Genomic DNA, 13,855 nt, shown 5'->3' with positions numbered 1-13,855 from the left:
AGCAATGAAAGACAATAGCCAGACCCTCTCCTGCGTTATGATCCCCGTAAGCAGGCGGCAGCTTATACTGCCCAACGTATCCATTGCCGAGGTGGTGGACTACGCCAGCAGTGATGCAGGTACCGGCGCACCGGACTGGCTGGCTGGCCGGTTGGAGTGGCGCGGGCTGAATCTGCCCGTTATATCCTACGATGCAGCGAACGGCGGTACGCTTGCAGTGCCCGGTGAAAATCGTGGCAGGATCGTTGTACTCAACAGCGTCAGCGACAACAACAAGAAACTCCGCTTCATGGCCCTGATCACTCAGGGTATCCCCAGCCAGGTTCGCATCACCGAAGATCAGGTCAAGCAACTGGAGGGCGAAAACGGCCCTGCCGATCTTATGCTGGTCGAAGTCGATGGCGAAGCCGCCTGGATTCCCAACCTGGACTACCTGGAATCTCTTGCCAGCGAATCGCTGGTCTAAACCCGGGTTATTCGCACGCCCCGTGGCAGGAAGATCCGTGCAACTGTTATAATGTTGCACTTTTTTGCAAATGCAGGATCCCGACCATGTCTGCCCGTGCGCTCCCGTACCGCCCTCACAACCACGCAGCCTGCGTCAGCCAGGCTCTGGCCGACGCCAGGGCGATCTGCCAGCAGCAGAGTGCCCGCCTGACACCCACCCGAGAGCGGGTACTGGAGCTGGTCTGGCAATCCCACAAACCCCTCGGGGCCTACGATGTGCTCGCAAAGCTTACCGCTGAAGGCCACAACGCAGCACCCCCAACGGTATACAGAGCACTGGATTTTCTGCAGCAACACGGGCTGGTCCATCGTATAGCCTCGCTTAACGCGTTTATCGGTTGCGCCCATGTGGGCGAGCACCACACGGGTATGTTTCTTATCTGCCGCATTTGCGGCAATGTTCTCGAGCTGACCGACGCGTCTGTATCCACAGCAATACGCAACGCAGCCGGTGCCGAAGTATTCCGGGCGGAAGCGGTTACGCTGGAAGTAGCTGGAGTCTGCCCTGGCTGTCAAACGGAACCAAACCATGAGTGACGCGCTGGTTGCCATCGAAAACCTTACCGTCCGGTTTGATGACAGGCCGGTTGTCGACCGGGTAAACCTGTCACTGTACCGCGGTGATATCATCACCATTATCGGGCCCAACGGCGCCGGTAAAACCACGTTGATTAAAGCCATTCTGGGCATTCAAGCCGTAACCAGTGGCCGCATCATCCGGAAAAAAAAGCTGGTTATCGGGTACGTGCCTCAGCACCTGAGCCTGGAATCAACGTTGCCCCTGAGCGTCAGGCGCTTCATGCTACTCAGTGGCCGGCCGCTGGCAGAGTGTGAATCTGCGTTGGTGAGAACCGGTGTCAGCCATCTGCTAGACGCCTCAGTGCATCATCTTTCAGGGGGCGAGCAGCAACGCCTGCTGTTGGCCAGGGCCTTGGCCCGAAAACCTGATCTTCTGGTACTCGATGAGCCGGCCCAAGGCGTTGATATTAACGGCCAGGCCGCGCTTTATGACTTGATCCGCCAGTTACGGGACGAGCTGAATTGTGGCGTCATCATGATTTCCCATGACCTGCATCTGGTCATGGCCGCAACCGACAAGGTTATCTGCCTGAACCAGCATGTATGCTGCAGCGGATATCCCGCAGATATTTCCCATGACCCGGCTTTTATCGAAACCTTCGGCCGGCCGGTGGCTGAGGCTCTGGCGGTATACCACCATCATCACAACCACAGCCATGATCTGCATGGCAACGTGGTCGATAGCGACCACTCCAGCCTGGCCATAAGCCATGGCGGCAGTCATGAAGATAGCCATACAGGGTGCCAACATGACCATCATTGATGCGGTACTGAACGATTTCTTCTGGCGCGCGCTTCTTGGTGGCCTGGGAGTGGCACTGATCGCAGGCCCGTTGGGCTGTTTTGTAGTGTGGCGGAGAATGGCCTATTTTGGCGACACCCTGGCTCACTCGGCGCTGTTGGGCATCGCTTTGAGCTTTTTGATCAGTGTTCCGCTGAATCTCGGGGTTATCATTACCAGTGTTATTCTGGCCATCGCCCTGATGCTGTTTTCCCGCAACAAAACGCTCGCCACCGACACCCTGCTGGGCATTCTGGCACACAGCGCTCTGGCCATTGGTCTGGTAGCACTCAGCTTCATGCCGGATGTCCGAATCGATCTGACTGGCTTGCTGTTTGGTGATTTGCTGGCCATGAACCGCAATGACCTGCTTTGGATCTATGGCGGTGCCGCTCTGATTCTGACGCTGTTAACCGTACTTTGGCGCGGCTTGTTGATGAGCACCATTCACGAAGAACTGGCGCGGGCGGAAGGCGTACCGGTTGAGCGCTTGCGCCTGTTGCTTATGTTGATGTTCGCACTGGTGATCGCGGTCGCCATGAAAATGGTGGGCGTTCTGCTGATTACCGCACTGTTGATCATCCCGGCAGCCACAGCGCGCAGGCTCGCCAGCACCCCGGAACAGATGGCGGCCATGGCGGTAGTATTCGGGTTTATTGCCGTGGCAGGTGGTTTGAGCATGTCGTGGCATCTGGATACACCCGCCGGCCCCTCCGTCGTGGTAACGGCCTTTGTCACGTTTCTTGTTGTCTATGGCGGCGCTGGCCGGCTCTCAACAAGGCGTTCTGCTTAAGCGGCCGCCTACCCAGCCGTCATAAAGGCTGGAGAACATCCACCAGGCGGCCGGTTTCCAGCAGTTCAAGAAACTCATCACCCAGACGCTCACTCTCTGCAATGGCTTTTCGCCATGAGCGCTCTCGGCTGCCGTCATTTCCTGCGTAAGTTTCGAAATCCTTGCGATCAGGCAGCTTACCGTCCGGCAGCCGTTCCAGATAGTCCGCGGAGGGCGCCACCAGCAACACATCCTGCAGACGAGTCGCATCGCCGCGACGCCAGGGCAGCGTCTTGTCAAACCAACCGGGCACGATGCGATCGGTGAAGTGCGGGTACAGAACCACGCCCGGCTGCTCATAAGGCAGGTCAAGATGGTAATCCAGAAGCCCGCCATCCCGGTATATACCATCTGGAGCGCCGGGAATATTCCGGACACCGGACATCACCATGGGAATAGACGCTGATGCCAGTAAGGCAGGTAGCAGGTTATCTCGGCTCAACGGCACCTCATGGCTGTGGAAATCAGCCAGTGGCGACAATGGCGCCTTCAGCCTAGCGTCGTGGAGAATGCCCCGCTCCATAAAACGTCCCAGGTGCCGCCGGCCAACCATATTGGCACTGATAGCCGTCATCAGACCGAAGCTCAGGCGGGCTCTGGTATCCGGTTCGAGCATACCAAGGCTGCGGACAACAACTACATTCAGGCGGTACCACGGATGCTCAAGAATGTATTCCTCCCGGCCCCCGATCAGTTCTTCAAGGAACTGAATGCTTTGGCGAGTCACCTCTGCAGCGCTGACACCTTTCGAGAAGCGCTGGGAGGTATAGAGTTCGGCCAGTTTGGCAAGTTGAGCCCGGGGGTTATCCGAAGAAGCAATGGCGGCAAAACGCCAGCTGCCTATGGACGAACCAATAAGGGAGCGCTCTTGTTCAATGCGGGGCAACCAGTCACCAAAAATGGCTTTATCCAGGCCGCTGAGACCAAGGGCCTTGGGACCACCGGCCGCACCGGGTATAACGTGCACATCCTCCGGAGTCAGCGGTTTTTCCTGCAACCGCTGCAGGGTTCTGCGGCCTGCACGGATAGTGAGCGCGGGGGCCCGAGTGTGGATGGCTGTCATATCAGTTTTTCCGTCAGGATGTTTGCAAAAATGAAAATCAGCATAAAAAGATACGAATTTTAACGAACCGGGCATCACGGGCCAACTCAACAAAACTAATGGCGCCAATAAGCTGATACTCGGGCATCGCCCGACGGATACCCGTGCTAAACTTCAGTTCAGGCCCGCCAGCGGCTTTATCCGGACAACAGGAGTATGCTGTGAACACGCTTTCCTCCACCGGTTCGAGATCTACCAATCCGACGATTGCCGTGCTTGGCTTCAAGCGCCAACTTGTCTATCACTTGCATTTTTGGGCCTTCATCGCCGTGGCCCCGCTTGTCGTTGTGCAATGGCAGCACCATCATTTTCTGCTTTCAGGCCTGTTGATTCTTTTTTGTGTTAACGCTGCTCTGGTGATCGGCCTGCTACGATTCCGCGGCACTTACTTCCTCAAAGGGCGCCTGTTTCCCCTGCTGGCGGTGGTCAGCGCCGCATACTCAACGGCCATTAACGGTCACGCGGGCTTATACTGGGCTTACCCCGCCGCATCGGCCCTGTTTTTCCTGTTACCCCTGCGGGAAGCTACTGCCAGTAATATTGTTTTTGTCAGCGTTATGGCCGTGGTTTCTTTCATGAAGTTTCCCGAAGCTGATTTCTGGCGCATTACCTTCTCGCTGGGTATTACTTGCCTGTTCTCCATGATTTTTGCCTGGCTGGTCGGCAAACTCCAGACTGAACTCTCCCGGCTTGCAACCACCGATCCGCTCACCGGCTGCCTCAACCGGTCACAGCTGGCCGATGTTCTGAACAGCCAGATTCAGATGCGGGAACGCTATGGGCGGGTATCCAGCCTGATCCTTCTGGACCTGGATTACTTCAAAATGATCAATGATCAGTGGGGACATCTTGCGGGCGACAAAGTGCTTAAAGAGATGGCCCTGCGGCTGCGCAATCGGCTCAGAGAAAACGACCAGCTTTTCCGTATCGGCGGAGAAGAGTTCATGATCGTGCTACCCGAAACCGCTCAGCAGGAGGCCAATCTTCTGGCCCACCAGCTCCTGACCAGTATCAGCGCCCGACCGTTTCTCGAAGATATCAAGGTAACGGCCAGCGCCAGTATTGCCGAAGTGAGCAATGGCGAAACCTGGTCTGTTTGGCTGAATCGCGCTGACCAGGCGTTGTACGACGCCAAGTCCCAGGGACGTAATCAGGTGGTCGGTGCTGCCCGCCACCTTGCAACAGACAGCAGCAATACTGACGGATTTCCCGCACCCATTGTCAGCTAGATTGCTGATTGGCGTCTCACCGGCGTTTGCGGAAATCCCTGTAAGCGCAGAACACCTCCCAGGGGCTTTCGAAGTGCGGGTAGTGCCCCACATTCCGCAATTGCACCACATCGGCCTCAGGAATCATTTCCTGATAACGCAGAGCCATGGCCGCTCCCGATACGGGGTCTGCTATTCCTGAAATCAGTCGCATTGGCTGCGTGGCATTTTGCAACGCGGACACCCAGCGATGACGATGGCACCGGCGATCTTCCATAAACTGGATCAGATGATGCAGAATTCCACGGCCGTTGTTATAGGTGAGCAGGTGCCAGAAATCGTCCATATCCCGTTGGTCAGGGAGGCTCTTGCTGCCAAACAATTTCAGAAAGCTGCGCTCGAAACTGCGCCGCGTCAGGCCCCGGCTGATCAGTCCGCCCAACGGGCTGCGCAACAATCTCTGAATCATCAGGGGGTTGTGTACTTCCGGAAACAACGCGCCGTTCAGAAAACAGACACTGGCAACCTGAAAAGGTAACATCCCTTCCTGCTCCCGGGCCAGAAGCTCCTGGGCGACACTGCACCCATAGTCGTGAGCTAAAAGATGCACCGACTCCAACCCGAGGCCTTTAAGCAGCCCCTGCACCAGATCTGCCTGGTCTTCAATGCTGTACGCATGCTCCCGGGGCTTGTCAGAGAAGCCGAATCCAAGAAAATCCAGAGCCAGCACATTGTTGTTCTGAATCAGCATGGGCCAGATCCGATTCCAGTCCCAGCTTGCAGTAGGAAATCCGTGCATCAGTACCAACGGCTCTCCCCTGCCCGCCATACGGCTGAATATTGCGTGGCCCTCGTAAATGAACCATTTACCGCCCTGTTGCCACGCCTCAAGCACAGGCGCTCCAGCGCCCGCTGCCGCTCCATCCCTGTTACCCGGTATCTGCTGTTCCACGCGCTGTCCCCGATAGATCCTTCATTGCCTGCGACTTTAGAATAAACCCGGCCCTCCTGCCAGCGGCGGCAACTGTGTTTGATAAACTGTAAACAGGTGCTGGTCTTTTCTGAGCGCGCCATCGTAAATCGTAGAGATGCCAATCAATTTCACTTAAGCTTTGGCCTTCGTACCAAAAAGAGAACCGGAAATCACTATGACCAAACTCCTTGACGACCTCGCGGGCAACTACCGCGCCATCATCAACGGGCTGGGTGAAGACACCAACCGCGAAGGTCTGCAAGACACTCCGATGCGTGCCGCCAAAGCCATGCAGTTCCTGACCCGAGGCTACCAGCAGGATCTTGGCGATCTCGTGAACAATGCCGTATTTGAATCGGCAATGGATGAGATGGTTGTGGTTCAGGATATTGAGCTCTATAGCATGTGTGAGCATCACATGCTGCCGTTTATTGGCAAGTGCCACATTGCCTACCTGCCTCAGGGTCGCGTTCTCGGCCTGTCCAAGTTTGCACGCATTGTTGACATGTATGCCCGCCGCTTGCAGATCCAGGAGAACCTGACGCGCCAGATCGCCGAAGCCGTAGAGAGCGTTACCGATGCCAAAGGCGTTGCGGTGGTTATCGAAGCACAGCACATGTGCATGATGATGCGTGGAGTGGAGAAGCAGAACTCGAAAATGAAAACCTCCATGATGCTCGGGCAGTTCCGTAAATCCCAGGCAACGCGTTCAGAATTTCTTAATCTGATCAGCAGTCATCGTTGATCACCGCGGTTCGGATGGAGGCGGTATGACAGAGGTTTTCTGCAACCACAAGGCAAGAGTCCAGATCAAGAATTTGCTGTTGCGAGCGTACATTGGCATCAAGGATGAAGAGATTAACAATCTGCAGGACGTTATCATCAATGTCTGCCTGACCTACGATGCCGCAGAAGCGATCGACCGGAACGAAATTACGGCTGCGCTCAACTACCGCACCATTACCAAGCAGATCATCGGCCATGTCGACAGCAATCGCTTTGCGCTTCTTGAGCGCCTGACCCACGAGGTGCTGAATATCATTATGGAGCACGGAGCCGTGCAGTGGGCGCAGGTGGAAATCGACAAGCCACACGCGCTACGCTATGCGAAATCTGTGTCTGTCTGTCTTGAAGCGAGCCGTTAATTCAATACCTATAGCTCAACAACGTTAATTCAACGCAGGTGGTTCGATACGATGCCAAGCAATCAACCTGATCAAATGCGCGCTATTCTTGAAAGTGTCCGCACCATTGCTCTTGTAGGCGCTAGCGAGAAAACGCACCGGCCGTCCCATGAAGTCATGGAGTTCATGCAGGAGCATGGATACCGGGTTATTCCGGTCAACCCTCGCCTTGCCGGCCAGAAGCTTCTGGGCGAGACCGTTTACGCCGACATCGCTTCTCTGCCGGAGCCCGTCGACATGGTTGAGCTGTTCCTGGCGCCGGAACGCACGGACGCGGTGATTGATCAGGCCATCGAGCTGAAGGTACCGGTGATCTGGATGCAGATTGGCGTTATCAACGAGGTGGGCGCGGCCAAGGCCGAGGCCGCAGGGCTGACGGTTGTGATGGATAAGTGCCCCAAGCAGGAGATTTCGCGCCAGGGTATTCCGGCGATTGGGTCTGATTTGTAATCGCATTTTGGTCCCACCAACATAGCGATTGAATTTTCCAGGTGAGATTTTATGGTCACGGGTTATCTGACGCCGGAACAGGACACTAAGCTTCGCCGATGGGAGCGCTGGAACCGGAATTATTTCATTTTTGCTTTCGTGGCTTTGGTTATTGTGCTGGTGTTCAGCAGCCAGCTCGGGCTTTCCAGCGGTGACGACTGGGGACCTCTGGGCTTGCTGATTGCTGCACTTATTGCTCCGATCATTGTTTTGCAACTGCGCCTGGCTTGTCCAGCCTGCGGTCAGAAGATTGGCTGGCAGGCCAAATTGATGGCACCTGACCAGTGCAAAAGCTGTGGTACCTTCCTTCGGGCGAAAAGCCCCTCTTCCTGAAAACCTTTGACCTGTGAGCAGGTCATAGGTTTTATTGTTGTTCCAGTTTTACACTCTGGACGATCCAGTTTCGGTTATAACCGCTTTGATGTGGATGACCCTTCCGAAAACCGCTGTGAATACGTCCATGTATGCTTGCTCTCCGCCTTCCCTGGCTCCGAGCATTTTCGGAAGGGTCATCCACACCAAAGCTCGTTTAAATTTGGCGGGCACTGCTGAGTATGAAAGTTAAAGAACTTGCGACCTCTGCGGGTGTGAACCCGGACACTGTGCGTTTTTACACACGTGAGGGATTGCTTAAACCGTCTCGGAACCCCGATAACAACTACCAGCAGTACGACGCTGAGGATCTTCGGCGGCTGCGTTTTGCCCGCAAGGCCCGTCAGTTGGGGTTTTCATTGATCGAGGTTCGTCAGATTCTGGATCAGGCGGATGAGCATCACTCGCCCTGCCCTTTGGTTCGAGATGTATTCCAGCAACGGCTGGCAGAGGTGGAGCGAGAGATTAACGAGTTACAGCAACTGCATAAGCGGATGAAGACGGCACTGGCCGCCTGGCAGGATATGCCCGACGGTACGCCGGATGGTCATACCATTTGCCGTTTGATTGAACATTGGGATGACAACACTTCCGATAAGCAGGTTGAGGAGTAAATCACTATGAGCGAAGCACCTGTGTTACAGACCACTCTCAGTATTTCTGGCGCCACCTGCCAGGGATGCGCGAAGAAAATCCGTAACGCTCTGGAGCCTCTGACCGGTGATGCTGGTCTGGTGGAAGTTAATCTGGAAGATCAGACTGTAGCGCTGCCCGAAGATATTGATGCCACCGAAGCGGCCAGGATTGTGACCGAGACCGGGTATCCGGCGGAACCGGTGGCTGAGGCTGAGAAGCCTGCCAGTTGCTGTGCTTCCAAATCTGGAAAAGCAGACGCTATCGCTGATACAACATCGGTTCAAGCGACGGATGAGGGCGAACAGGCCGAGGCTCCAGAGAAAAAACCTGAAAAAGCGGCGGCGCCGGCTCCAGAGGACGATCAGGTGCATCTGGCGGTAACCGGCGCTACCTGTGCTTCCTGTGTGAATACCATTGAGAAGGCATTGAAGTCGGTGCCGGGCGTGACCCATGCCCACATGAATCTTGCGGACAATACTGCTACGGCCACCGGGGCGTCCGATCCGCAAGCTCTGATCAAGGCAGTAGAAAGCTCCGGTTACGGCGCCAGTGTAATTGAAGATGCAGACGCCGCAGACGATCAGAAGCAGGAAGAGGACAAAAAGCGGTACAAGACCCTGCTGGTGAAGATGGCTATCAGTCTCGGCTTGGGCGTTGGCCTGATGGTCTGGGGCATGGGTTTTGGCTCCATGACGATAACCGAAGCGAACCAGGGCATCTGGTTTGGCCTGGGCATGCTGACGCTGGTGGTTATGGCCGGTACCGGCGGGCATTTTTTCACCGGTGCCTGGAAGGCTTTCCGGCACCACAACGCCAATATGGATACATTGATTGCATTGGGCACAGGTACCGCGTGGCTGTATTCCATAACGGTGGTGAGTATTCCCGAAGCCTTGCCGGAGATGGCGCGGCATGTGTATTTTGAAGCCTCGGCCATGATCATCGGCCTGATCAATCTGGGTCAGGCGCTGGAACTCCGGGCTAAAGGCAAAACATCCGAGGCAGTTCGCCGGCTTCTGGATCTGCGAGCGAAAACCGCCCGGGTTATCCGGGATGGGCAGGAGCGGGATATTCCGGTAGAAGATGTGCGCAAAGGCGATCACATTCGCGTTCGCCCCGGCGAGAATTTGCCGGTCGACGGGCGGGTCGTCGAAGGCAGCACCCGTATCGACGAAAGCATGCTCACCGGCGAGCCCATGCCCGTGAGTAAAGCGGTGGATGACGAGGTTTCCGCCGGTACGCTGAATACCCACGGCGCGATTGTTTACGAAGCAACACGGGTGGGCAGCGAAACCGCATTGGCCCAGATTATCCACCTGGTGAAGAAGGCTCAAGGCTCAAAACCCGCCATTGGTCGGCTGGCTGACAAAATATCGTCGGTATTTGTACCCGGTGTCATGCTCATTGCCGTGGCCGCGGCACTGGTCTGGTACAACGTGGGGCCGGAGCCTGCCGTTGTACATATGATCATTGCAGCGACCACGGTTCTGATCATTGCCTGCCCCTGCGCCCTGGGCCTGGCTACACCCATGTCGGTCATGGTGGGTGTTGGCAAGGCGGCGGAATACGGCGCCCTGATTCGCCAAGGCGATGCCCTGCAAACCGCGGGCAAGCTGGATCTGGTGATTCTCGACAAAACCGGTACCATTACCGAAGGCCACCCGGCGGTGACCAGCGTGCATGCGATAAATGGCGATGAGCAACAGTTGCTCGCACTGGCCGCAGGTTTGGAGCAGCATTCCGAGCATCCGCTTGCGGAAGCTATCGTTAATAAAGCCAAAGAACAAAACGCACAGCCCCTGAGCGTCACGGACTTCGAAGCATTGAATGGCAAAGGCGTGACAGGTCAGTTTGCGGGCGAACCGGTTCGCCTCGGCAACCGCCGCTGGCTGGAAGCCGAGGGCATTTCGCTTGATGGCTTGGTCGATGCTGAAAAAGCCATTACCGAACAGGCTGGTACGCCACTGTTTCTCGCCCGTGGCACAGAATTGCTGGGCGTTATGGGCGTTGCCGATGCCATCAAAGCGGATTCGGAGGCCGCCATCCGGCGCCTGCACGATGCCGGCATCCGGGTAATGATGGTTACCGGTGATATAGACGCCACCGCCAAAGCCATTGCCGCAAAAATCGGCATCGACGATTACCGTGCGCAAGTCCTGCCGGAAGACAAAGCCGACGTAGTGAACGAAATGCGCGGCAAAGGCTACACCGTCGCCATGGTAGGTGATGGCATCAACGACGCACCGGCGCTGGCCGCAGCCGATGTGGGCTTCGCCATAGGCACCGGCACCGACGTCGCCATCGAAAGCGCCGCTATCACCCTGATGCGCGGTTCCCTGCACGGCGTGCCGGATGCCATCGAAATCTCCCGGGCCACCGTGACGAATATTCACCAGAACCTTTTTGGTGCCTTCATTTACAACACCCTGGGCATTCCCATTGCCGCAGGCCTGCTGTATCCAATCTGGGGTATATTGATGAGCCCGATTCTTGCCGGCGCCGCCATGTCGCTGTCTTCGGTTACCGTTGTTACCAACGCCAACCGACTGCGCCTGTTCAAATCCAGTCACAAGCCGGCTCAATCGCCAAACCAAAGCCAACAACCGAAATGGGAGCGGAACTGATGGAAACAATATTGGTCAATGCCGGTGGGCTTGTTCTGATGGCCGCAACCGTCTGGTGGTTCTGGCTTTCATCATCGGATAACGATGCACCTGCGCAAGATCACAGCCATCACTGAACACGACATTAAAGAGAGAAAAACCATGAAAAAACAGATTCTCGGAATGACCCTGGTCGCCACCCTCGGCTTTAGCACCCCACTTTTGGCAGCGGGCGCTGCACAGAGCATTCACGTGTACAAGTCGCCCACATGCGGCTGCTGCACAGACTGGGTCGACCACCTGGAAAGCAACGGTTTTGAGGTGGAAGTCACCGAAACCCAAGACATGAACCGCGTCAAAATGGAGGCCGGGCTCAGTCCCAACCTGGCGAGCTGCCATACCGCCTTTGTGGGTGACTACGTGATCGAAGGCCACGTACCTGCTGACGACATTCACCGGCTGATCGCCAACGCCCCCAAAGCCAGAGGCCTTGCCGTGCCTGGCATGCCCGCCGGCTCACCGGGTATGGAAATGGGCGACCGCAAAGATCATTACCAGGTACTGATGTTTAACGACAACGGCCAGACCAAGGTGTATTCCGAGCACAACTAGCCGTAGCCAGCGGACAATGATCAGCCCAGAGTGACCTTCGCATGAAGCGCGGATCAGTACCGGTGCGATAGAAGCACCGGCGCTGATCTGTAACAGGTTCTCACGCTTTTCTGACATTCTTTTCTACACACCCGCCAGCCTGTGCTCTATGATTGCTCCCGATCCCCCGGAAAACGGAGACGGAAGTTTTTGAGCCTTAAATCCCGGTTTCTCAGCATTGCCGCCGCCCTGATCGTTATCGCTGCAGGTGCTTCATGGTTAGCTTACCAAAAGCTCTCCGAAGACCTCATCGAACGCTGGGGGCGTCAGGTTGCTGAGATACAGGTGCGCTATGACAGCGCCCGCCTCCTGCAATCCCTGGAGCGCGAGATCGGCCTCGCCCGTCAGATGGCAGACTCCACTGCGCTCATCAACTGGGCTGGCGACACTGGCGACCAGGCCCTCGAAGATGACGCTATTCGCGAAATGGAAAGCTTCCGCGCCAACTTTCGCGACAGCAGCTATTTTGTCGCGCTCAGAGAAAATGGACGGTATTACTTCAATAACGAAAAAAATGAGTTTGCCGGGAAGCAATTCCGTTACGTTCTTAACCCTGAAAAGCCTGATGATGCCTGGTTTTACAAGCTGATCGAAGAGGGCCGTGATTTTCACCTGAACGTGAATCCGGATACGGAGTTGGGCGTTACCAAGCTCTGGATCGATGTCCTGATGCGCAACTCTGCAAAACAGATTGTGGGTATGGTCGGCACTGGCCTGAACCTCGACGCCTTTCTGCAGGATATCGTCGATATTAACCAGGAAGGTATCACCACTCTGTTTGTAGATTACAATGGTGCGATACAGCTGTACCGGGACCGCAACTACATTGATTTTGCGAGCGTTATCAAGCCCGAAGGCCAGAAAAACACGGTCGACCTGTTGTTTGACGCCCCCGAAGACAAACAGAAAATTCTCGGCATGCTGCAATTGCTGAAGAAAAATTCTGGCAAGGTCAGTCACTTCGAGAGCGGTTTTGTCACCGTAGATGGCCGCAAAAACCTGGCCGGCGTGGCTTTTTTGCCTGCAATTGGCTGGTTTGAAATAACACTTCTTGATCTGAACACGCTGCTGCCCAAAAGCTATCTGTGGCCTCTTGTGGCTGTTTTTATCGCAAGCCTCCTGATCACACTGATTGTGTTCCACCTCATTATCCAGTCGCGCATCGTCAAGCCCATCGTAGGGCTGGAAGCAGCAGTGGAAAAAGTTCGCGGCGGCAGCTTTACGCTGCCCCGGCTGGATAAACCGGATAACGAAATCGGGCGTCTCGTCGACCACTTTGAAAAAATGACCGAGAGCCTGCGTGACACCACTCGTGAACTGGAAAACAAAGTTGTCCAACGTACCGACGACCTGCACCGTCTGGCTCGCATTGACCCGCTCACAAACCTGAAAAACCGCAGGGGACTGGACGAGGCGCTGGATGAGGAAATTCAGCGGGCAGAACGATCAGGCAACGGTTTTGGCGTCATCTGGTTGGACATTGATCACTTCAAATCAATCAATGACCAACTTGGCCATCAGGCCGGCGACGAAATCCTCTGCCGTGTCGCTCTTTGGCTGAAAGCCGGCGTTCGCCCCTATGATCACCCGGGGCGTTGGGGCGGTGATGAATTCGTAATTCTGCTTGCCCCCTGCGACCTGTTAACGCTGGAACATGTCGCCCGGCGTGTTCGCGAGACCGTTGAGCAGGAAAGCTGCAAAACCGGCACGCCTGTCACCATAAGCGTTGGTGGCTATTTCTCAAAGCCCGGTGACAACATCGATACGGTGCTGCGGAATGCAGACAAAGCCCTATACCGTGCCAAGAATGAGGGCCGCAACCGCGTTTGCATTGGTCGCCCGGAAGATACGGAAATTAACCCCGCGTAACGGGTCTGACTCGTCTGGCTATAAACGTTATACTCCGCTTCATCATTCATTTTTTCAGCCAGGTTAACC

Annotated in this window: 15 protein-coding genes; 13 read left to right on the top strand and 2 right to left on the bottom strand. The window is 55.8% G+C overall.

Translation table 11 applies throughout. The features are described from left to right. The first annotated feature begins 4 nt into the window (after window positions 1–4). The 4 genes from ACN0V1_RS09495 to znuB all read left to right on the top strand — a co-directional run bounded on the left by ACN0V1_RS09495 (window position 5) and on the right by znuB (window position 2,660). The gene (locus ACN0V1_RS09495) at window positions 5–466 is read left to right on the top strand and encodes a chemotaxis protein CheW (RefSeq protein WP_417544768.1); all 462 of its coding nucleotides are present in this window, start codon (window positions 5–7) and stop codon (window positions 464–466) included. Between the two features lie 86 nt (window positions 467–552). After that, entirely contained in the window at window positions 553–1,044 is a 492-nt protein-coding gene (locus tag ACN0V1_RS09490; protein ID WP_417544767.1) for a Fur family transcriptional regulator, read from the top strand. Beyond that, window positions 1,037–1,849, top strand: coding sequence for a zinc ABC transporter ATP-binding protein ZnuC (znuC, locus tag ACN0V1_RS09485; protein WP_417544766.1), 813 nt, complete (start codon window positions 1,037–1,039; stop codon window positions 1,847–1,849). Before ACN0V1_RS09490 ends, znuC begins: the two co-directional genes overlap by 8 nt. After that, entirely contained in the window at window positions 1,836–2,660 is an 825-nt protein-coding gene (gene znuB / locus ACN0V1_RS09480; RefSeq protein ID WP_417544917.1) for a zinc ABC transporter permease subunit ZnuB, read from the top strand. Before znuC ends, znuB begins: the two co-directional genes overlap by 14 nt. A gap of 19 nt (window positions 2,661–2,679) precedes the next feature. Here the strand turns inward: znuB and ACN0V1_RS09475 are convergent, their stop codons facing one another. Then, window positions 2,680–3,762 carry a patatin-like phospholipase family protein gene (locus tag ACN0V1_RS09475; RefSeq protein WP_417544765.1) on the bottom strand — a complete coding sequence of 361 codons (1,083 nt, stop codon included), beginning with the start codon at window positions 3,760–3,762 and terminating at the stop codon, window positions 2,680–2,682. Window positions 3,763–3,962: 200 nt separating this feature from the next. Between ACN0V1_RS09475 and ACN0V1_RS09470 the strand changes: the two genes are divergently transcribed. Continuing rightward, entirely contained in the window at window positions 3,963–5,030 is a 1,068-nt protein-coding gene (locus tag ACN0V1_RS09470) for a GGDEF domain-containing protein (protein ID WP_417544764.1), read from the top strand. A gap of 16 nt (window positions 5,031–5,046) precedes the next feature. Here ACN0V1_RS09470 and ACN0V1_RS09465 read toward each other — a convergent pair whose 3' ends face one another. Beyond that, window positions 5,047–5,961 carry an alpha/beta fold hydrolase gene (locus ACN0V1_RS09465; RefSeq protein ID WP_417544763.1) on the bottom strand — a complete coding sequence of 305 codons (915 nt, stop codon included), beginning with the start codon at window positions 5,959–5,961 and terminating at the stop codon, window positions 5,047–5,049. A 196-nt stretch (window positions 5,962–6,157) separates the two neighbouring features. Here ACN0V1_RS09465 and folE point away from each other — a divergent pair, with 196 nt between their 5' ends. The 8 genes from folE to ACN0V1_RS09425 all read left to right on the top strand — a co-directional run bounded on the left by folE (window position 6,158) and on the right by ACN0V1_RS09425 (window position 13,786). Further along, the gene (gene folE / locus ACN0V1_RS09460; protein ID WP_417544762.1) at window positions 6,158–6,727 is read left to right on the top strand and encodes a GTP cyclohydrolase I FolE; all 570 of its coding nucleotides are present in this window, start codon (window positions 6,158–6,160) and stop codon (window positions 6,725–6,727) included. A gap of 25 nt (window positions 6,728–6,752) precedes the next feature. Continuing rightward, window positions 6,753–7,127, top strand: a complete 375-nt coding sequence (gene folX, locus ACN0V1_RS09455; protein ID WP_417544761.1) for a dihydroneopterin triphosphate 2'-epimerase — start codon at window positions 6,753–6,755, stop codon at window positions 7,125–7,127. Window positions 7,128–7,178: 51 nt separating this feature from the next. Then, a complete protein-coding gene (locus ACN0V1_RS09450; protein WP_417544760.1) occupies window positions 7,179–7,616 on the top strand; it encodes a CoA-binding protein in 438 nt (145 codons plus the stop codon). Between the two features lie 51 nt (window positions 7,617–7,667). Continuing rightward, the gene (locus ACN0V1_RS09445; RefSeq protein ID WP_417544759.1) at window positions 7,668–7,988 is read left to right on the top strand and encodes a hypothetical protein; all 321 of its coding nucleotides are present in this window, start codon (window positions 7,668–7,670) and stop codon (window positions 7,986–7,988) included. A gap of 221 nt (window positions 7,989–8,209) precedes the next feature. Next, window positions 8,210–8,641 (top strand): MerR family transcriptional regulator, encoded by a 432-nt coding sequence (locus ACN0V1_RS09440; RefSeq protein ID WP_417544758.1) that lies wholly within the window; start codon window positions 8,210–8,212, stop codon window positions 8,639–8,641. Window positions 8,642–8,647: 6 nt separating this feature from the next. Further along, entirely contained in the window at window positions 8,648–11,287 is a 2,640-nt protein-coding gene (locus ACN0V1_RS09435; protein ID WP_417544757.1) for a heavy metal translocating P-type ATPase, read from the top strand. Between the two features lie 141 nt (window positions 11,288–11,428). Next, the gene (locus ACN0V1_RS09430; protein ID WP_417544756.1) at window positions 11,429–11,878 is read left to right on the top strand and encodes a DUF411 domain-containing protein; all 450 of its coding nucleotides are present in this window, start codon (window positions 11,429–11,431) and stop codon (window positions 11,876–11,878) included. 189 nt (window positions 11,879–12,067) lie between these two features. Then, window positions 12,068–13,786 (top strand): diguanylate cyclase domain-containing protein, encoded by a 1,719-nt coding sequence (locus ACN0V1_RS09425; protein ID WP_417544755.1) that lies wholly within the window; start codon window positions 12,068–12,070, stop codon window positions 13,784–13,786. Window positions 13,787–13,855: the final 69 nt, after the last annotated feature.

This window comes from Marinobacter sp. (assembly GCF_048266785.1).
Classification (GTDB): Bacteria; Pseudomonadota; Gammaproteobacteria; order Pseudomonadales; family Oleiphilaceae; genus Marinobacter.
Note: the sequence above shows the minus strand (reverse complement) of the source record. Positions and strands in the feature narration are given on the sequence as shown.